Consider the following 21,088-nt stretch of genomic DNA (forward strand, 5'->3'; position numbering starts at 1 on the left):
TAGCATGTTGAAATATATAAAATATCTTTTAACTACAGTTCTGATTAGTGTTTTACTATTCGAATTAGTAGTTTGGGGAATAATTGTACAGAAGAAAGGAGTATACAGTTCTTCTTATCAAAATGTTATTGTTGATAAATATAGGATTTTAGAGAATACAGACGAAAAAAAGATCATCTTGATTTCTGGTAGTTCATCATCATTTGGCCTTGATCAGGAACTGTTAGAAAATGAAACAGGCTATAAAGTTGCTAACTTAGGACTTCATGCTGGTTTTGGGCAGTTGTTTCACAGTGAATTGGCTAAAGAGAATATAAATGAAGGCGATATTGTCTTATTAGGTTATGAGTATAATTGGTTTAATAACTTTGAAACACTTGGTCAACAGCTCATTATGACAGGTATAGATGATAACATAGACATGTATAAACATATTCCGGTTGATCACTGGAAAGATTTTGTGGGTTACATTTTTAAGTATGCTGCTGAAAAGAATGCATATGGGGGCGCCTCTGGTAATTATGCGAGAGAAGCTTTTAGTCCAGAAAATGGACAGATGACATGGCCTAGATATTATGCTATGTCAGATTACTTTGATAATGTAGCTGTTTACGGTCAAATATCCGTACTTGATGCGAATGGAAATGTAAGTATAACTGATACTAGCAGAGAATACTTGCAAGATTTGAAAAAATACGTAGAAGACCGAGGCGCGAGTATTTACTTTGTTTCTTCACCAATTTTGTACGAGAGTGTTTCATGTGATGTTAATGATTTTCTTAAGCTGGTGGAGCTGGAAGAAGAACAGATTGGAATACCGTATATAAGCGATCCAAGGCTTTATATGTTTCCTATTGATTTAATGTCAAATGCGGTAAATCATTGTAATAGCGAAGGTGAAAAAATAAGAACTAGTATACTGGTTGACGACTTGAAGTTGTGTGGAGCTGTTGAGTCTGAAACAATGTCGGATACTGTAAAAACAGAGCAAGGAGAGACATTTGTGCTAGTAGATTCATTACCAAAGAGATTTCTTCATAAGCCTAAGACAGTAAAGAGTGTTTATGGAGTAGATTCTTCTGGAAATGTAACGCAGTATGAAGAAGGAACGGATTATATTATTGATTATGAAAGGGGAACAATAAGACGAACTGATACTTCAACAATTCCTAACTATTGTGAGCACCATGTGAATTACGTGTCAGGCAAATTTACATGGGTCAGTGACCCCGAAAACTATAATCCACAGAGTAATAAAGGATATCAAATTAGAGTTGACTATGAATATCGTGTTAGCGAAAAAGAATTGGAAACCATTGACAATAATAGTGCTTATTTAAGTGATGACGTTAAGAACAAGGTGCTTAATGGAGAGAGCATTAGTATTGCCCTTTGTGGAGATTCTATCGGTGCTGGGGCTGATACCAATGGTCAAGGTATATTTTTGAATTATGTAGCTGAATCCTTGGAACAGCATTATAACATAGAAGTTAACACAGAAAACTTCTCAATAGATGGGAGGGGTAGAGATTTACTGACAGAAAAAATGTCGGATATCATAAAGATGCACCCAGATGTACTATTGATTGAATTTGGTATGAACGATCATTGCGGTGCAGACGGAGCATCCGAAGAAAGAATCAACAGTTATAAAAGTGATATTGAAAATGCAGTTGATGTTTTCAAAGAAAATGGCATTGATGTTATATTGGTTGGATTTCCACAACAGAATATGACGTGGGATGTAGAAAATGTTGATGCTACAAATCTATATAATGCAGCCTTAAAAGATATTGCTAACAGTAAAAATATTTACTTTGCAGATGTGCATTACATTTTTTGCCGAGTCGGAAATATCAAGCCAATAAGCAGAGATGTTATGGCAGACTTTATTCATAATCCTACAGAGTGGGGACATAAACTTTATTATACTAGCATAATTGAGGCCTTTAATTTTGACGGAGAAATGAAGCCGATAGATCTACCGAATTATATTTGTTTTGAATAAGATTTTTGTTTTTTGAAAGACAGTGGAGCAATTCACTGTCTTTCTCTTTGCTTGTGAAAATGAGTGCACACATTTTCGCAACCGTGGGTCAAGGGAGCGGAGCTCCTTTGTCGGGTCGAGGGGGAAATCCCGCCCAGGTAGGTGAGTTGCTTGCGACACACCGTACTGGGTATTTTTTGTCACCACGCCAGTTTTATGGCTTTGAAAACGGCACTTCCGCGGACAAAGTTTTTGAAAAAACTGAAACAGTTAACAAATTTTTTTAGAGCAAAGGAGAATTATTTTTATGAGAGCATCATGCCATAGTGGCAGATTAGAATCACATGGAGCTTACAACCCAAAGCACAATGACAGAGAGTTTGACGTGTGGATATACGAATATCTCCATTTGGTGTATGATTTAATAGTATCCATTAAATCGAATCGTGTCCACTTTTATAGGGTAGCACCAGAATGGTATTAGTTACATCAACTTTACACTAGATAACTATATTAATTACATATTCTTCAATTTAAAAGGAGGTAGCATATGGGTGAAATGAACACAAAGGCAATGTACAAATTATCTTATGGGTTGTTTGTGTGTACGGCAGTACAAGGCGACAAAATCAATGGCTGTATTGTCAACACAGCTATTCAAGTTGCATCAGAGCCAAACCGTATTTCAGTAGCTATCAACAAGGCAAACTATACTCACGATATGGTGAAAGCCACTGGACAGTGCAATATCTCTGTCATTAGCCAGGATGCTACCTTTGATTTATTCAAGCATTTCGGCTTCCAATCCGGTAGAGATGTAGATAAGTTTGCTGCTTATCTAACCGCGAATTACCAGACCTCAGAAAATGGCATTCCATATATTACAGTAGGAACCAACGCGTACTTTTCATTGAAGGTAGAAAAGACTGTAGACCTGGGCTCTCATACTCTTTTTATATGCGAGCCAGTAGCCATGGAAGTTCTTTCGAATGCAGCCTCTGCAACATATGAATATTATCAAAGCAACATTAAACCAAAGCCAGAGGCAGTTGGAACCACTCCAAAGGGAGAGACAATCTGGCGTTGCCGGATTTGTGGATATGAGTGGGTTGGAGAGGAACTACCAGACGATTTTATCTGTCCTATCTGCAAACACCCTAAGGCAGACTTTGAGAAAATAGAGCAAAGGTAAAAAGGAATCAACATGAAAAAATCTATCATAGAAAAAGCACATGATTTCATCCTAAAAATGCCAAGCTTCCTAGAAAAGATAGTGGCAGCCATATTGTTAGTGGGTGTTGCATACAGTTGCATCCAATTGGGAATACATGTGGTATCCCTGACTGAGCTGGCATTTGATGAATATATCGAAGATATTTTAGTCACAGCATTTAATGCAGTGATTGTTATCGAGTTTATCAGGATGCTTATAAAGCATTCTATGAATACTATCGTTGAAGTCTTGATATTTGCCATCGCCAGGGGACTGGTGGTTGGCCATGAAGCTCCATTGGAAACTTTGATTCGTATAGTTTGTATTGCGATTCTTTTGGCTTGCCGTAAGTATCTGTTTTATGAGAAGGATTTTGAGGAAGAGATGTAGGAATATAGAGTTAACAAAAAGGGAGAACCAATGAAATTAGAATCACGTCTAAACGAATACACCAAAGATGATTTGTTAGTGCTGGCAGACAATTTCAACATCAAACTCAGTTCTAGGCTCAAGAAGGCAGAGATGATTGATAAACTGGTTGCTGGGATGAGCAATCCAGAAATAATGCGAACACGCTTGGCTTGTCTTACAGATTCAGAGCTAGCATTGCTTAAAAAGGCAATCAAATCGTCTCAGGATACAGGGATTGATAGAATCATGGACAGCTTTCAGCTGTATATGTACTTCCTTGGAGAGTTCGAAGAAGAGACAGACAATCTTGTAATCTACGACGAAATCAAGGAAGTATATGCCAAAGTTGAAGATGAAGATTTTCTTTTAGAGCGAAAGAAAAGGGGCTGGTTCATAAAGTGCCTTCGATTCTTCAGAGAGTACTATGGTGTGGCCCCACTGGAGGTAATCTACAAACTATATCATCTCAAAGTGAAAGATAGCATAAAGGACATGCTCGGAATTATCTTAGAGATTCCACTGGATATCCGAGGCTGCACTGTTTTTCCGGAAGTTGAATTACAGGTTAATGAAGCTGGAATAGATAAGTATCTACATACAGAGTATGGGCTGCTAGTACATTTTGATATATTTGAAAGTGGAGAAGTCTATCCTCTGCTACGTAGCCAGGTTGGCAAGGATTTCTATATTCCATCTGCTGCTCAAATAGAAGAAATAACACACGATTGCTATGAATCTAGTTCACTGGCATATAAGAAGCTGCACACATTTTTTATGAAGAAACTACATATGGAAAGTGAGCTAGCTACAACATGGTGCCTTAATGTATGGATGAATAGCTACAATGGAGACAGCCCTACCGAGATAATAAAAGATTTAAATGAGCATGATGCAGTTTTTGATGGGGAAGACCAGTTACGGGAATTTATGAATCTTCTAATGGATGCCCACAACAACACTCGCCTCATCGAAAATCGTGGCCACAAACCGGTGGAGCTTCATTCTAATAACTTCACAGGAATGCCTACTATTGTTCCAGAAAGTTCTAAAGCAGCATCTATACTTGGGGAGCTTCAGTCTCAATTATCTGCCATGGGTATTCCTGTGGAATTGGGCAAGAAAGTGTATCCTAATGATCCATGTCCATGTGGTTCAGGGAAAAAGTATAAGAAGTGCTGTGGGAGATAAAAAGTTTATAGTGACAAATATAGAAGCCATTTTTGCGTAAAAACTGCAAAAATGGCTTTTATAATAATGAAAAATACGGAAAAAAGAAACCTCAGAGGTGAGAAAAATAAATTGTGTCGTAGTAAGCTGTAATAAAAGGAGGTACGACAAATGTATAGAGAAATTGTCATAAAAAACAAAAATGAATATATTGAATTTATGACAAAGGCGCTCTATAATAGAATTAAGAAATGGAGGATTCGATATGGATGACAATATTCAAAGCAATAGGCTAAAAGAATTGCGCAAGAATAGTAAATTGACTCAGGAGCAAATGGCTCAATATCTTGGTGTGGATCAAAGTATGGTTACAAAACTTGAAAATGGAACTAGGGCTCTTAATGTGTCATTGATTGAAAAAATATGTAGTTTGTTTTGTTGTACAGAGGCGTACTTATTTGGAAGAGATGAGGAATACACCCCAGTGACATTTGCTTTTAGGGCAAATTGCATTCAAGCGGAGGATCTAGAAAGTATAGCGGCAGTTAATAAAATAGCACGAAATATCAGATTTATGAATAATTTATTGGAGAAATAGCGATGAAGACAGATCAGGAATTAAATTCACTTGCATTGCAAACTAGAAGGGGTTGGAATGAAGATGGATATTCGCCTATTGATATTTTCGGAATAGTTAATGGGTGGAAGGAAAAAAACATTACTATTCTTAGATATCCATTATCAGATAGAATAAGTGGTATGTGTACCCGAGTGGACAATGATATAGTGATTTGTATTAATTCAAAAACATCATATGGTAGACAGAGATTTACGCTTGCACATGAACTATACCATGTATTATACGAAGATATAGTTGGCCAAATAATATGTAATAAAAATATGAGCGATAACCAATCAGAATCTGAAAAGGAAGCTGATAAATTCGCAAGCTATTTGTTGATGCCATATGACGCATTGTATCAATACGTAACAAATAATAATGGAAAGTGGACACTTGCAAAAGTTATAGAAGCTGAGCAGTTCTTCCAAGTAAGCCATATGGCTATGTTGTTTAGATTAGTAAGCAATGGCTTCATTGATGAAATGCAAGAAGAGAATTTTAAAGATATCGCTGTTTCCAGAGAGGCGGCATTGCTGGGATATGGCAAGGAACTATACCAACCAGCACCATCGAATAGAGAATATTTTGCCACAGGAGAATATATTCGCAAAATAGAAGAATTATTTAGCGAAGGTCTAATATCAAACGGCAAGAGAGAAGAGTTATTATTGGATGGCTACAGGGCTGATATTGTGTACAATCTCGAAGAGGAGGAAGGTAACTTGAATGACTAATGAATATTTCTTCGATACGGATTGTTTATCAGCATTTCTGTGGATAAACGATACAAATATTTTAAAGGAACTATATGGAGGACGAATAATATTCCCAAGTCCTGTATATGATGAGTTATCTAATCCAGCTATTCCACATTTGAAGCGGAGAGCTGAAAGTCTGTTAGAAGACAACAGTGCAAGGATTCAGGATATAGAAGTAGGTACAGAGGAATATGATATTTATCAAGGACTTGTTTCGGGAAACGCTGGAAGTAAGTCAATTGGTAATGGAGAGGCGGCGGGAATAGCTCTTGCTAAAGTCTATAAAGGTGTTTTAGCTAGTAATAATTATCGGGATATATCGCCGTATATTGATAAATATGACTTGAAGCATATTGATACCGGCATGATATTGGTAGAAGCACTGAATAAAGGATTGATTACTGAAGAAGATGGAAATGTTATTTGGTCGAAGATGCTTGCTAAGAATCGAAAGCTGCCAGGGGAATCTTTTACAGATTATCTGAAAATGAAGTCTACTAATAAAGGATATAAGGAAAAACCTTATATATAAAAAGGAACTAAGTAAAACTTAGTTCCTGAATCCAGCGGCGGATAAGATTTATTTGATATACGCCACTTTCATTTAGCACATGGAAAGTATAACAAATCTTATCCAATGCTACAAATCCGAATTTTACCCACCCTTTACATTTTCCCTCCATAATACAAGTGCAAACATTTGGAAAATTTCTTGTATTAAGGAGGCATGAAATGGACATTTTTATGATTCTGAAGCTGCTGGGCGGGCTGGCTCTGTTTCTGTACGGCATGAAGCTTATGGGAGACGGCCTGCAGGCGTTGGCTTCGGGGAAGATGGCTCAGATACTGGAGCGTCTTACAAACAAAACAATCTACGGGGTGCTACTGGGCGCTGGCGTCACAGCGGTGATTCAGTCATCATCGGCCACCACAGTAATGGTAGTAAGTCTGGTAAATTCTGGCGTAATGAGCCTGCGTCAGGCGGTTGGTGTAATCATGGGCGCAAACATAGGTACCACCATCACATCCTGGCTGTTATCCATGGTGGGCATCCAAAGCGATGCGGTGTTTATCAAACTGCTCAAGCCATCATCATTTGCACCAATCCTTGCCATAATCGGCGTGGTGCTTTACATGAAGGCAAAGGAAAATGCGAAGCAGACCAACATCTCACATCTGCTAATTGGATTTTCGGTGTTGATATTTGGAATGGACGCAATGAGCGCTTCTATGGAGCCACTTGCACACAGCCCATATTTTGAAAATATGCTGGTAGCAGTTTCAAATCCATTCATTGGAATCCTGGTTGGCATGGTGTTTACTGCCATCATCCAAAGCTCATCAGCATCGGTGGGAATCCTGCAGGCGCTGTCATTGACGGGAGCAGTCAGCATTGGCGCAGCACTTCCTATCATCCTGGGCCAGAATATCGGCACTTGCTCCACAGCGTTGCTATCCTCAGTTGGAGCCAGCAAAAATGCGAGACGAGCATCTATGATTCACCTATACTTCAATGTAGTTGGTGTTACCGTATTTACGTTAGCTTTCTATGGATTAAACATGATTTTTAACTTTGAATTCCTATCGGCGGCTGTTGGCCCGGTGGCCATCGCAGTTATTCATTCTGTTTTTAACGTAGGAAGCACCATGATAATTTATCCATTCTCGAAGCATCTGGTGCGCCTGGCGGAATACACAGTCCCAGATAATCGCGTGAGCACAGGTTATTCCTCTTTACATAAAATTTAGATAATCATACTATAGTATCACATAGATTGATTGTTTATGTACATATGAAGGAGGTCACTATGGCTCTTGTTTACATTGTTGAAGATGATGAAAATATTAGAGAGATAGAGGAGTTTGCTCTGACAAACGCTGGCTACGATGTAGAAAGCTTTGCCAATGGGGCAGACTTTTTTGATATTTTGGAGCACAATTTACCCGACCTGGTCCTGCTGGACATCATGCTTCCTGATGAAAACGGGTTTGAAATAGTAAGGCAACTTCGCTCCAGCGAAATCACAGCCACCATTCCAGTGATTATGGTCACTGCCAAAACAGGAGAAATCGACCTGGTTCGAGGCCTGGAAACAGGGGCAGATGATTATATCAAAAAGCCATTTTCGGTGATGGAGCTCACATCCCGGGTAAAGGCTCTGCTTCGTCGTACCATGGAGGCTTCTCAGGAAATCATTACCATCGAAGATCTTACCATAAATGACCAGCGTCACCAGGTTACAGTGGCTGGCCAGAATATCGAGCTCACCTACAAAGAGTACGAGCTGCTGAAGTATTTGGCGCTGAACCGCGGCATCGTTCTGAAACGAACTCAGATAATGGACAAAATCTGGGGCATAGATTACGAGCTGGAATCCCGCACCCTGGACATGCACATCAAGACCCTCAGGACTAAGCTTGGTAGCTGCGGCAGCCTGATTCGCACAGTACGAAATGTTGGATATGTCATTGATTGATAGGGAGGTATCATGGCACAGAAGATTTACCTTAGATTTTTAGCACTGATTATCACCACAGTGCTTTGCACATCTCTCTGCGTGACCTTGGCCTACTACGCTTTGTTCGAGCGGCAGGTTCACCAGGATATGCAGGTCACCGCACAGATTTTTAAAGATACAGAATTTTTTGACACCGCAGATGTGGCCGCCTTGGAGGCCAATCCAAAGCTGATGGATGCAAATCTGAGAGTGACATTGATAGATACTGATGGCACAGTTCTTTTTGATAATACCGTAAATGCGGAGCAGATGGATAATCATGCCAGCAGGCCGGAGATTGTCAGCGCTATGGAGACTGGTTCCGGAGAAATAGAAAGACAGTCTGACACCATGGGGCTGAAGGACTATTACTACGCCCTTCGCCTAAACGACGGTCGAATCCTTCGTATTGCTCAGGAAGTGGACGCAGTGTGGGTGGTATTTGCTAGCGGCTTACCAGTTTGTCTCAGCCTCATTTTACTTATATCATTTGTCTGTGTGCTGGCTTCGCGCATCCTTACCCGACAGCTTATGAAGCCAATCGAGGATGTGGCTGGAAAGCTCAACGATGATTTTGTGGATTCTCCATATCCGGAGCTTTATCCATTCATTAGCAAAATACGTAAGCAACACGAGGAAGTCTTGGCGGCTGCGAAAGTGCGTCAGGATTTTTCGGCTAATGTCAGCCACGAGCTAAAGACTCCACTCACTGCCATCTCTGGCTACGCCCAGCTACTAGGCTCAGATGATACACCTGCGGAAAAGAGAAAGCATTTTGCTGACGAGATAGATAAGAATGCAAATCGTTTGCTGGCTCTCATAGAGGATATCATCAAGCTTTCCGAGCTAGATAGTGACGATAATGATGAGCAATTCGAAACTGTGGATTTGTATGAGCTGGCCTCAGAGGAGCTAGATTCATTAACCATGGCTGCAAGCCAACGAAATATTGATATCACATTATCTGGCGCATCCACCTTAGTGCGCTGCCGCCCGGATCTTATCCGGGAGTTAATCGACAACCTTGTGCAAAACTCCATCCGCTACGGCAATGATGGTGGACATGTGGCAGTCTCAGTGTTGGAAGAATACGGCTACAAAAAACTCATCGTAGAAGATGACGGCATCGGCATCCCTGCCGGCGACCTAGACCGTGTTTTCGAACGATTCTACCGCGTCGACAAGAGCCGCTCCAAAGCCTCAGGCGGCACCGGCCTTGGTCTTGCCATCGTAAAGCACATCGTGGAAATCCATGATGCCAAAATCCAAATTGAAAGTGAACTGGGCGCAGGAACCAAGGTTACGGTGCTGATGTAAAAAGGTAGTGGGAGCCAAAAGGCTCCCACTTTTCATTAGTTTAGTATTGCAATCATCAGATTTAGATAGGCTGCGAAGGTGCACCACAGTAGATAAGGGAGAAACATCAATGTGGCTTTCCAGCACACTTTCGAAGTCTTCAATATCATCACGATAATCATCACCCATAGAATCATCAGCCAAATGAAGGCTAGTGTATATTGGCCTGCGTTGAAAAATATCAGCGACCATACAAAGTTGAAGCAGAGCTGGATAAAGTAAACTATCATCGCTATACACTTGGCGCTTTTCTTTTCTGTAGTATCTGCAGGTGCAAGCAACAGAAAATAGCTACCTAAGCCCATTAGTATATATAGAATTGTCCATGCTATTGGAAATAGCCAGGCAGGGGGTGCCAGTGGCGGCTGTATCATCACTTGATACGAATCCATGGCATTTCCTGTAAGTAATGCACTGATTCCTCCCACAATCAGCGGCAAAGCGACCATAGGAACAAATCTTAATATTTTTTGTGGGCAAGTTAATTCCTCGTTCATAAAAACCTCCTAGTTTTTGCATTAATAGGTACAGTTCTAATATGAACTTGTCAGGTATAGTATATGTAAAGCCGGAAGATGTTTTTCAGATTTACATAAATTTTAGGTTTGCTCGTTACAATGCAGCCATGATAATTACAATTTTAATTTTATTAGTAGGATTCGCACTGCTCGTGTTCGGCGCCAACAAATTTGTAGATGGCAGCGCAGCACTGGCGAATAATTTTAAAGTATCAGGCTTAATCATAGGACTTACGATTGTGGCCTGTGGAACCAGCGCTCCGGAGCTGGCAGTAAGTGTCACAGCTGCGGCGGAGCACTCTAGCGAGATAGCACTGAGTAATATCATAGGCTCCAATATGTTCAACTTACTGGGAATCCTTGGCATCTGCGCTGTAATGTCCCCGCTGGTGGTAGAGAAAGGAATCATCAAAAGAGACTTTACAGTTGAAGCAGTGTCAACGCTGGCGGTGTTTGTAGCAATTGGAGGATTCTCCATAATCAGCCACTTCAAATCAACTGGCCAGGTTGTAACAGAAAATGTCGCAACAATTTCGGGCCTTGGCGGAGCTGGGCTTTTACTTTCATACATCCTATATGTTGCTTGGATATTCATGAAAGAAAAGAATAGTGCTTTGGAGGATATGTCCAGTGTCGGAATATACTCCAACAAGCGGTGTGCAGTATTTATAATCGCAGGCCTTATCATGATAATCGCCGGAGGCAAGCTTGTAGTATACAGCGCCAAGACGTTAGCCTTGCAAGCAGGTATGTCAGAAACCTTGGTAGGCCTAACTATCGTAGCTATAGGCACATCCCTCCCTGAGCTGGTCACTTCCATCATCGCCACCCGAAAAGGCCAGCTAGGTATCGCATTGGGAAACGTCCTTGGCTCAAATATCTTCAACCTGCTATTCATCCTCGGAGTCTCAGCGATAATCTCACCTGTCGCTGTCAACGTCGCCTCAGTATATGACATTCTGATTTTGCTGGTAATTACAATCATCTCCTGGGGCTACGCCTTCACCGAAAGAAAAATCACGAGAAAAGAAGGTCTGATAATGATCTTCATGTATGTAATGACTGTAGGCTATGCAGCTATGAGAATTTAATACTGAAAGGATAAATTGCAATTTTGGTTAACAAAATTGCAATTTTTTGTTATACTCCAATTAAGAAATTGCAATTAATTGCAATTTTACGAGAACGAAATTGCAATTTGGGTGGTGATTATATGAATGAACGTATTGAAAATCTAAAAAAGGCAAAAGCTGAACAGGGGTTAACTTACGAGCAGATTGCAACGAAATCAGGGGTTAATCTTAGTACAGTGCAAAAAGTTTTGGGTGGGAAAATAGAATCTCCACGTTTGGATACTATTGCAGCGTTGGAAGAAGCTTTGTACCCAGGGCACATTTCTGAACACACAGCCCGAGATAATCCAAGGGAAATCTCCATTGGTAATCAAGACTTTAAGACCATCATTGAAAACAACTATTTTTATAAAGATAAGACCATGTTCATCAAAGAATGGTGGGAGAGTGGGGATGTCGTCACTCTTATTACACGTCCTCGTCGCTTCGGAAAGACGTTGAATATGAGCATGCTTGACTATTTCTTTTCTAACGCTTATGACGATACCAGGGATTTATTCAAAAATCTTGCCATATGGAATGAGCCTGAATATCGTGATATCCAGGGGACATACCCTACTCTGTTATTAAGCTTTGCATCGGTCAAAGGCAACACATACGAAATGGCTAAGCAGCAGATTATCCAGGAAATCGTTAGCTTGTATCGCAAAAATCAGTATCTTATCGAAAGCGATTTTGTTACTGACAAGGATAGGGATTACTGGAATATGGTGGGCTACGATATGCCGGATGCCGTGGCCAGCAATGCTATCAATTTTATTTGCGAGCTTTTATATAGAAAATACAACAAAAAAGTTATCATACTTATGGATGAATATGACACTCCTCTTCAGGAGGCTTATGTAGATGGTTTCTGGGATGAAATCAAATCCTTTGTCAGAAATATTTTTAACGCTACCTTTAAAACAAATATTTATTTGGAACGAGCTATAATGACTGGCATAACCAGAGTCAGCAAGGAATCAATCTTTTCTGACCTGAACAATTTAAAGGTCGCCTCCCTTACCACAGCAAAATATGAATCTACCTTTGGGTTCACCAGCGAAGAAGTAATGTCAGCCCTTGATGAATATGATTTGCTTGACCAAAAGAAAGAGGTCCAGAAGTGGTACGATGGATTTAAAATAGGTACGAAAAATGATATTTACAATCCATGGTCAATTACCCAGTTTTTGGATTCAAAGAAGCTTGATGCTTATTGGGCAAACACCAGTAGCAACATGTTAATCGATAAGCTTATTCGCGAGGGAAGTTCTGATATCAAAAAGCAGTTTGAGGCTCTGTTAAAAGGAGAATCTATAGAGACCTTAATAGATGAAGAAATAGTTTTCAATTTGATTGATAGAAATGAATCCGGCGTATTCAGTATGCTTCTAGCTTCGGGCTATTTGAAAATTGTGGAAGAGCTTGGTGAAATCGGTATGCGCAAGAAATGTCGAATAGCTGTTACGAATAACGAAGTAATGCATATGTATGAAGATATGGTGCGTCGTTGGTTTGAAGGTGGAAGCAGCAGATACAATGATTTCATTGAAGCCCTGCTGAAAAATGATGTAAAGTACATGAACAAGTTTATGAACGATGTTGCGTTAAATACTTTTTCATCATTCGATGTTGGAAATCGTCCTTCCGAGTATGCTGAGCCAGAAAGGTTTTATCATGGATTCGTGCTAGGCTTGTTGGTTGAATTAGCTGATAAATATCATATAGTGTCAAACAGGGAGAGTGGATTTGGCAGATATGATGTATGTCTTGAACCAATCAAAAAGGACAATCCTGCATATATTTTAGAGTTTAAAGTTCATGATTCAGATGATGAAAAGACTTTGGAAGACACCGTTAAAAATGCCTTAAAACAGATAAAAGATAAAAACTATGATGCAGACCTGTTGAATAAAGGCATTCAAGAAGATATGATATATCATTATGGGTTCGCTTTCGAAGGAAAGCGTGTGTTAATCGGCTAACCGCCATCGCAAATCGCTATAGATAAATAATAAGGGTAATATCAGGGGATTATAATGTTATTCAATTCTTATATTTTTGTTTTACTTTTCCTGCCACTCTGTTTGGCAGGCTATTATGGACTGGGATTTTTCAGAAAGTACAGGCTGGCAAATGTCTTTTTGCTTGGCATGTCACTTTGGTTTTATGGATATTTCAATCCATGGTATCTCATAATTATCATTTCCAGTGTATGTTTTAATTATTTAATATACCGCTTAATGCTTAGCCATAAGGACAAGAAAAAAGTTCTTATGGTTATTGGTGTATGCCTTAATGTTGCGGTCCTTTTCTATTTCAAATACATGGACTTTTTTATCAGCACAGTAAACATGATCTTCAAGACAGAGTTCAATTTGCTTTACATCGTGTTGCCTCTCGGCATCAGCTTTTTCACATTCCAGCAGATATCATTCATCGTGGATAGCTACAAGGGAGATGTGGCCTGTTACTCATTTTTGGAGTATGCCTGCTACGTCATCTTTTTTCCACAGCTCATTGCTGGACCAATCGTCACTCATGACGAGCTAGTGCCACAGTTGATGGACGACAGTAAAAAGCACATCAATGCTGAAAACTTTGCTCGCGGCATCTATCTTTTTACCATCGGTATGGCAAAGAAGGTGCTTATCGCAGACACCCTTGGCTGCGCAGTAAACTACGGCTATGACGAGATTCTAAACATCAACTCTACCGAGGCAATCGTTGTCATCCTGGCCTATACAGTTCAGATTTACTTTGACTTCAGCGGCTACTGCGACATGGCCATCGGTATTGGCCAGATGTTCAACATCGACCTACCACTGAATTTCAACAGCCCATACAAGGCCATTTCAATCGACGATTTCTGGGACAGATGGCACATGACCCTCACCAGATTTTTGACACGCTACATCTACATCCCACTTGGTGGAAATCGTAAGGGCAAGGTTCGCACCTATGTGAATATCTTCATCGTATTCCTTGTCAGCGGATTCTGGCATGGCGCCGGCTTCACCTTCATCCTTTGGGGCGTGGGCCACGGCATCGCATCCATCATCCACAGAATGGGACATAAGTTTTTTGACAAGGTTCCAAAGATTATCGGTTGGGCTGTTACATTTTTCTTTGTAAATATTATGTGGGTGTTCTTCAGAGCAGATTCCATCGCCACTGCCACAGAGCTTATCCGCCGTGCCTTCGGCGGACACTTTGATCCAATTGGCGCGGAGCTCACATCTCAGTTTACATTCTGGGAGCTTCACCTGATTCTGGACAAGCTACCAGTTATCAAAAACTTCGCTTACATTGATGTGGTAGGCATGTTTGCAGTTGCGCTATTTATCGCACTGATTCCAAAGAACGGCTTTGAAAAGATGAAGGAGTTCAAGCCAAATGTCATCAATATGCTTGTAATGTCATGCTTGATGATTTGGAGCATTCTTTCATTCTCAGGAATTAGCACATTTTTATATTTCAATTTTTAGGGGAAGTAATAATGGAAGGGAAATTTAAAAATTGGATAATTGCCTATTTGGCTGTAATATTAGTGGGCCTTGCTGCAGTGAGTGCTGTGGTCATCTACATCGATCCATATTTTCACTATCACGGACAGAATCAGCACATTTCCTACATCCTTAGCAAGGAGCGCTACCAGAACAACGGTATAGCAAAACACTTTCAGTACGATGCAGTTTTGGTTGGCACATCCATGGCATCAAACTACAAGACCAGCGATATCGATCGCCTTTTTGGAACCAACTCTATCAAGCTCACATACCTGGGAGGCTCCAACAAGGAAATCAGCGACACCTTAGATGCAGTTTTTGAAAGTGGCAACGACATCAAGATGGTATTTAGATCAGTGGATTACCTGGGACTTCTCAACACTGCGGAGCAGATGCGCTACGACGAAAGCCTCTACCCAACATACCTCTACGACAATGATCCATTCGATGACGTGGAATATCTTCTAAACAAATATACAATCCAGGATGCCTACGACGACCTGCGCCTCACTCGCGCTGGCTATTCCGGCACATCCTTTGATGATTATTCAAACTGGGGCATGTACTCTGAGTTTGGCAAAGATGTTTTGGACGACAGCTACATCCGCGAGGAGAAAAGCGAAGAGACTCTGGAGTTCACAGAGGAAGATATGGCCATCGTGGAAGAAAACATAAATACAAATTTCATCAGGCAGATAGAAGAGCACCCTGATGTGGATTTCTACATTTTCTTCCCACCATTCAGCATGTACTATTTCGATTACCTGAATCAGCAGGGCAACCTTGAGCGCTACATGGCAGCTGAGCGCTACACTATCGGCATGCTCCTTGGCTACGACAACGTCCACCTCTATTCATTCCTTCAGGAAACAGATGTGGCAGAAAACTTGGATATGTTCAAGGATATGAGCCACTTCGTTCCAGAATATAACACAGAGATTTTGGAGATGATCGCCGAAGGTAAGGACGAGCTCACTGAGGACAATGTCCAGGACTATTTCGACTTCATGGAAGACTTCTACGGCAACTATGATTATGACGCATTGTTCGAATAGTGGCATGCAATTTTGTTACTATTTAACAAAATGTGCGCAACCGTTTGCAAAACCGATTCTATTGTGATAGCTTGATAGAAGACCACAGTATTAGGGGGAAACTATGGGTTATACATTAGATAAAATCGCAAAAGAATTGGGGCTTTCCAAAACAACAGTATCCAGAGCTATCTCTGGTAAAGGCAGAATTTCCGAGGAAACCAGGGCAAAAGTTAATGCCTTCATAAAAGAAATAAATTACAGACCTAGCGCCGTTGCCAGGTCTTTGGCAGCTAGCCGCACATTCAACGTGGGGCTGGTTTTCCCTGCCGATTCAGCTCTCGGCGAGATGCCATATTTCCAGACTCTCATGACAGGTGTCTGCGACAGAGCCATGGAATACGAATACGACGTTCTTATCATTCTTGCAGATAACGACGGCATATCAGCGTTGAAGCACGCAGTGCGCAACAAAAAAATCGACGCTGTTATGGTCAGCCGTTGCGAGCAGGATTCTAAAGTTATCAATTTCCTAAAAGACGCAGCAATTCCATACATCGTAGTGGGCGACCCAATGGAGCCAGGTGTTCCTTTTATCGATCACGATAATGAGGGGGCAGCCACACGCATGATCGAAACACTTATCGACAAGGGCATCACTCGGATGGCCCTTATTGGTGGTGGCGAAAATATCAACGTTACTCACAGCCGTTTGGCAGGCTTCCGCCAGGGCTTTATTAATCGTGGAATGAAGGCTGATGAAAATCAGATTTATCTAAACATGCACAAAAGCGACCGCATGGACAAAGTCTTGAAGACTGCCATTGCAGAGGGAGCCGAGTGCATAGTCTGCATGGACGACATGCTTTGCAATTCAGTTCTTAATTGTTTGCACAACGATGGACTATCTGTTCCAGATGACATCAAGCTGTGCAGCTTTTACGATTCAAATTTATTATCTACATCAAAACCATCTATCACTAGCTTGTACTTCGATGCAAAAAAGCTGGGGGCCGAAGGCTTGTCTATGCTTATGCGCAACTTAGATGGGGAAGATGTCACAAATCTCACCTTGAGCGACTTTAATATCCAAATGAGAGACAGCACAAATTAGTAATATTCACAAAAATGTCATAAAATAGTTGTCGGAAATGCTTAATTGACGAAAAACGACATAAGCATTAGGATTATGTATGAAGAACAACCGATTGCGCAAAGTCGCAATCACCGGAGTATAAAAAATGAAGAAAATGGAGGAAGTAATAATGAAGAAGAAGTTATTATCAGCACTTCTTGTTTCAGCAATGGCTACATCAGCTTTTGTTGGATGCGGGGGCGCAGCAGAAGAGACTACAGCTGAGACAGGTTCAACAACAGAGGAATCTACAGAAGCTACAGAGGAAGCATCATCTGAGGATGCTATCGCAAATCTTATCGCTGCAACAGAAGGCACAGTAAATATCGAGCTTTGGTGCTCAGAGACAGAGGAATACCAGACAGTAATGAAAGAGCGTTGCGACGCTTTCGAAGCTGAGTATCCTGATGTAGATTTCAACATCACAATCGGTGCTGTATCAGAAGCTGATATGAAGGATCGTGTACTTGAGGATGTTGAGGCAGCAGCTGATGTTTATGTATTCCCAGACGATCAGCTTGAGGCACTTGTTAAGGCAGGCGCTCTTAACGAAGTAGCAGCTCAGTACACATATGACATGAACGAAACAGATACACCAGCAACAGTTGAAGCTGGACAGTATGAAGGCAAGCAGTATGGCTACCCATTCACAGCTTCAAACGGTTATTTCTTATACTATGATTCATCACAGCTTTCAGAGGAAGACGTAGCATCTTGGGAAGCACTTACAGCTAAGGCTGAGGAGCTCGGCAAGGAAGTTGGTTTCGAAGTTGCAAACGGTTGGTACCTCTACGGTATCTTCCAGGGCGCTGGATGTACACTTACAGAAAATGAAGATCAGTCAAACAACTGCGATTGGAACTCTGAAACAGGTCTTGCAGCTGCAGAATCACTTCAGAGCATCGCATCTTCAAGCGCATTCAAGAGCTATGGCAACGATGATCTTCTTGCAAACCTTAACGATGGCAAGGTTGTAGCATACGTTTCTGGTACATGGAATGTTAACGCATTCTCAGAGGCTTATGGCGATGGCTATGCAGCTACAAAGCTTCCTACATTCCAGGTTAACGGCGAAGACAAGCAGATGGCTTCATACTCAGGCTACAAGTTCGTAGGTGTTAATGCATACGCAGAGAACACAGGTTGGTCAATGCTTCTTGCTGAGTACCTTACAAACGCTGAGACACAGGAAGCTGTATACGCAGCTACAGGCGAAGGCCCTTCAAACACAGAGGCACTTGCACAGGCTTCTTCAGTAGCACTTGATGCTCTTGCAGCTCAGTCAGAATTCGCAGAGCTTCAGAGAGTTGGTGGCAACTACTGGACACCAGCAGAGTCACTTGGAAAGAACATCCTCGACGGCAAAGTAAGCCAGGAAGTTCTTGATGATGCTGTTGCAGGTATTACTCAACCGGTAGAGTAGATTTAAAACTTTTTCGGGCTTCTCCGAATGGAGAAGCCCTTTTATAAATCAGAGGAATAATTCTATGAAGAAAATTGGCGTATACTTTAAAGACTTTTTCACATCCATAGCCAAAGGCGACATCTGGGTTAAACTCTCCCTTTTGATTATGGGTGCTGGATATTTCGGACGAAAACAAATAGCCCGCGGAATACTGATGACTTTGCTTGAGGTAGGAGTAATCGCCTCAATTTTTCGCGTTTTCGCCCCATACATGTCAAAGCTTAATACTCTCGGAACAGTCCAAAGAGAGGAAATCTTTGATCCACTAACTATGCAAAAAACAGTAAATGACTTTGATAACTCGCTTTTGATTCTCCTTTACGGAATCATCGGAATCCTTGTTATCATCGCGTTTCTGGCACTATATATTGCAAACATCAAGGCCGTTTATCGCCTTCAAAAGATGCAGGAAGAAGGGGAGCACCTAAGTACATTTAAGGAAGATATCGTGAGCTTCAAAAACGAGCGCTTCCACATCACTCTTCTTACATTGCCAAGTATTGGAGTAATTCTTATCAACATTATTCCAATCCTATTCATGGTAGGTATCGCATTTACGAATTACGATGAGAATCACCAGCCACCAACATATCTGTTCACATGGGTTGGATTTAAGAACTTTGTAAACCTCTTTACAACCAGCCAGACCATCACATTTGGCTACGCGTTTGTAAGAGTTTTGGTTTGGACATTAATCTGGGCTGTCCTTGCAACAGCAACAACATTCCTTGGTGGAATCCTTTTGGCTCAGTTCATCAACCACGACGATACAAAGCTAAAGGGCATGTGGAGAACACTTTTTGTTATCACAATCGGTATTCCACAGTTCGTAACATTGCTTCTTATCAGCAAGATGTTTGGTGATTATGGTATCGTAAATACGTTTTGTGCAAATGTAGGTATTCTTGATTTCTTCAAGAACATCGGACTACTAAACGCAGGCGATGCCTTCATTCCATTCTTGTCACGACCAGGCTGGGCTCACGTGACCATCATCCTGGTAAATATCTGGGTTGGTATTCCATATCAGATGCTTGTTGCAACAGGTATCCTTATGAACATCCCATCAGACCAGATTGAATCAGCAAAAATCGATGGCGCCAACAAATTCCAGATTTTCTGGAAGATTACAATGCCTTACGTAATGTTCATCACCGGCCCATCATTAATCCAGTCAGTAATTGCAAATATCAACAACTTCAACGTTATTTATTTGCTAACATACAACTACAAGACAACAAACATGTCTATGGCAAACTCACATGCCACCGAAGTTGACCTGCTCATCACTTGGCTATTCAGACTGACAAACGAGTACTCGAACTTCAAGATGGCATCAGTTATCGGTATCATAACATTCATAGTTTGTGCAGCCCTTTCACTTCTTACTTTCTCAAGAATGATAGGTGGAGATAAAGAGGGGGTATATAGATAATGAAAAAAACAGGTAAAATAATCGGAAGACACGTATTTTTAGCTATCTTGGCTTTCATTTGGTTGATACCAGTTTTCTGGCTGGTTGTCACCACTTTCAGCACACAAAAGGGAATCAACACAAACCACTTTTTCCCTGCTCACTGGACACTTGCCAACTATCACCAGCTGTTTTTCGAACCAGACTCAACTGCCAACTTCCCAGCATGGTTCAAAAACTCTATGATAATCGGTGTATTCAGCTGCCTTGTTTCATCTATCTTTGTAATCATGACCGCATATGCGTTTTCATTCATCGAATTCAAAGGTAGAAAGAAGCTCATGAGCTTTTCATTGATCCTCGGCATGTTCCCAGGCGTCCTTTCAATGATTGCCATGTACTTCATCCTGAAGATGCTTGGACTGACAGATAGCGTAGTTGGACTTATCATTCTTTATTCAGGAGCATCAGGACTTGGCTATCTGATTTTGAAAGGATTTTTCGACACCATTCCAGTATCTTTGCACGAAGCAGCAAAGCTTGAGGGCGCATCGGAAGCCACCATCTTCGCAAAGATTGTTGTGCCACTTTCAAAGCCAATGATTGTTTACACCGTAATCAATTCCTTCCTGAATCCATGGATGGATTTCGTTATGGTTCGTTTGATGATTAAGTCAAAGGATGCATCAGACTGGACAATGGCTCTTGGCCTTTTCAATCTTTTGCAGAGAGCCTTGGTTAACCAGTACTTCACATACTTCTGCTGCGGTGGACTTATGATTGCCGTACCAATCTCTATTTTGTTCATCATCATGCAGAAATTCTACGTTGAAGGTGTAACTGGCGGAGCAGTCAAAGGATAAGCCACTCGAAAAATAAATATTTT

General features: G+C 41.1%; 19 protein-coding genes. 18 read left to right on the forward strand and 1 reads right to left on the reverse strand.

Annotation, left to right across the window (positions count from 1 at the left end; translation table 11 throughout):
- Positions 1-4: 4 nt before the first annotated feature.
- From T375_RS03920 to T375_RS03970, 10 genes are all read left to right on the forward strand, one after another.
- Positions 5-2,008, forward strand: a complete 2,004-nt coding sequence (locus T375_RS03920; protein ID WP_044935302.1) for an SGNH/GDSL hydrolase family protein — start codon at positions 5-7, stop codon at positions 2,006-2,008.
- Positions 2,009-2,546: 538 nt separating this feature from the next.
- On the forward strand, positions 2,547-3,179 hold the full coding sequence (locus T375_RS03930) for a flavin reductase (RefSeq protein ID WP_044936126.1): 633 nt from the start codon (positions 2,547-2,549) through the stop codon (positions 3,177-3,179).
- Positions 3,180-3,191: 12 nt separating this feature from the next.
- Positions 3,192-3,590, forward strand: a complete 399-nt coding sequence (locus tag T375_RS03935) for a hypothetical protein (protein WP_044935308.1) — start codon at positions 3,192-3,194, stop codon at positions 3,588-3,590.
- Between the two features lie 30 nt (positions 3,591-3,620).
- Positions 3,621-4,799 (forward strand): YecA family protein, encoded by a 1,179-nt coding sequence (locus T375_RS03940; RefSeq protein ID WP_044935311.1) that lies wholly within the window; start codon positions 3,621-3,623, stop codon positions 4,797-4,799.
- 244 nt (positions 4,800-5,043) lie between these two features.
- The gene (locus tag T375_RS03945; protein WP_044935314.1) at positions 5,044-5,376 is read left to right on the forward strand and encodes a helix-turn-helix domain-containing protein; all 333 of its coding nucleotides are present in this window, start codon (positions 5,044-5,046) and stop codon (positions 5,374-5,376) included.
- A gap of 2 nt (positions 5,377-5,378) precedes the next feature.
- Positions 5,379-6,134, forward strand: coding sequence for an ImmA/IrrE family metallo-endopeptidase (locus tag T375_RS03950; protein ID WP_044935317.1), 756 nt, complete (start codon positions 5,379-5,381; stop codon positions 6,132-6,134).
- Complete coding sequence (locus tag T375_RS03955; protein ID WP_044935320.1) at positions 6,127-6,690, forward strand: PIN domain-containing protein; 564 nt, start codon at positions 6,127-6,129, stop codon at positions 6,688-6,690. The genes T375_RS03950 and T375_RS03955 overlap by 8 nt, the downstream gene beginning before the upstream one ends.
- 200 nt (positions 6,691-6,890) lie before the next feature.
- Positions 6,891-7,907, forward strand: a complete 1,017-nt coding sequence (locus T375_RS03960) for a Na/Pi cotransporter family protein (RefSeq protein WP_049960280.1) — start codon at positions 6,891-6,893, stop codon at positions 7,905-7,907.
- A gap of 59 nt (positions 7,908-7,966) precedes the next feature.
- Positions 7,967-8,635 (forward strand): response regulator transcription factor, encoded by a 669-nt coding sequence (locus tag T375_RS03965; protein ID WP_044935322.1) that lies wholly within the window; start codon positions 7,967-7,969, stop codon positions 8,633-8,635.
- 12 nt (positions 8,636-8,647) lie between these two features.
- Positions 8,648-9,973: a sensor histidine kinase gene (locus T375_RS03970; RefSeq protein ID WP_044935324.1), complete on the forward strand. Its 1,326-nt coding sequence runs from the start codon at positions 8,648-8,650 to the stop codon at positions 9,971-9,973.
- Between the two features lie 35 nt (positions 9,974-10,008).
- On the opposite strand, the gene T375_RS03975 is transcribed toward T375_RS03970, so the two are convergent.
- Positions 10,009-10,509, reverse strand: a complete 501-nt coding sequence (locus T375_RS03975) for a TspO/MBR family protein (protein ID WP_081821965.1) — start codon at positions 10,507-10,509, stop codon at positions 10,009-10,011.
- Positions 10,510-10,550: 41 nt separating this feature from the next.
- Here T375_RS03975 and T375_RS03980 point away from each other — a divergent pair, with 41 nt between their 5' ends.
- From T375_RS03980 to T375_RS04015, 8 genes are all read left to right on the forward strand, one after another.
- The gene (locus tag T375_RS03980) at positions 10,551-11,621 is read left to right on the forward strand and encodes a calcium/sodium antiporter (protein WP_049960281.1); all 1,071 of its coding nucleotides are present in this window, start codon (positions 10,551-10,553) and stop codon (positions 11,619-11,621) included.
- A gap of 122 nt (positions 11,622-11,743) precedes the next feature.
- Complete coding sequence (locus T375_RS03985; protein WP_081821966.1) at positions 11,744-13,630, forward strand: AAA family ATPase; 1,887 nt, start codon at positions 11,744-11,746, stop codon at positions 13,628-13,630.
- Positions 13,631-13,684: 54 nt separating this feature from the next.
- The gene (locus T375_RS03990) at positions 13,685-15,133 is read left to right on the forward strand and encodes an MBOAT family O-acyltransferase (RefSeq protein ID WP_044935326.1); all 1,449 of its coding nucleotides are present in this window, start codon (positions 13,685-13,687) and stop codon (positions 15,131-15,133) included.
- Positions 15,134-15,144: 11 nt separating this feature from the next.
- Entirely contained in the window at positions 15,145-16,209 is a 1,065-nt protein-coding gene (locus T375_RS03995; RefSeq protein WP_044935327.1) for a hypothetical protein, read from the forward strand.
- 103 nt (positions 16,210-16,312) lie between these two features.
- On the forward strand, positions 16,313-17,302 hold the full coding sequence (locus tag T375_RS04000) for a LacI family DNA-binding transcriptional regulator (protein ID WP_049960282.1): 990 nt from the start codon (positions 16,313-16,315) through the stop codon (positions 17,300-17,302).
- A 151-nt stretch (positions 17,303-17,453) separates the two neighbouring features.
- Entirely contained in the window at positions 17,454-18,746 is a 1,293-nt protein-coding gene (locus T375_RS04005; RefSeq protein WP_044936141.1) for an extracellular solute-binding protein, read from the forward strand.
- 64 nt (positions 18,747-18,810) lie between these two features.
- Positions 18,811-20,223, forward strand: a complete 1,413-nt coding sequence (locus T375_RS04010; protein ID WP_044935329.1) for a carbohydrate ABC transporter permease — start codon at positions 18,811-18,813, stop codon at positions 20,221-20,223.
- The gene (locus tag T375_RS04015) at positions 20,223-21,065 is read left to right on the forward strand and encodes a sugar ABC transporter permease (RefSeq protein WP_033151948.1); all 843 of its coding nucleotides are present in this window, start codon (positions 20,223-20,225) and stop codon (positions 21,063-21,065) included. The genes T375_RS04010 and T375_RS04015 overlap by 1 nt, the downstream gene beginning before the upstream one ends.
- Positions 21,066-21,088 lie beyond the last annotated feature (23 nt).

It is taken from the genome of Pseudobutyrivibrio sp. LB2011, from assembly GCF_000701765.1.
In the GTDB taxonomy this organism is placed as follows: Bacteria; Bacillota; Clostridia; order Lachnospirales; family Lachnospiraceae; genus Pseudobutyrivibrio; species Pseudobutyrivibrio ruminis.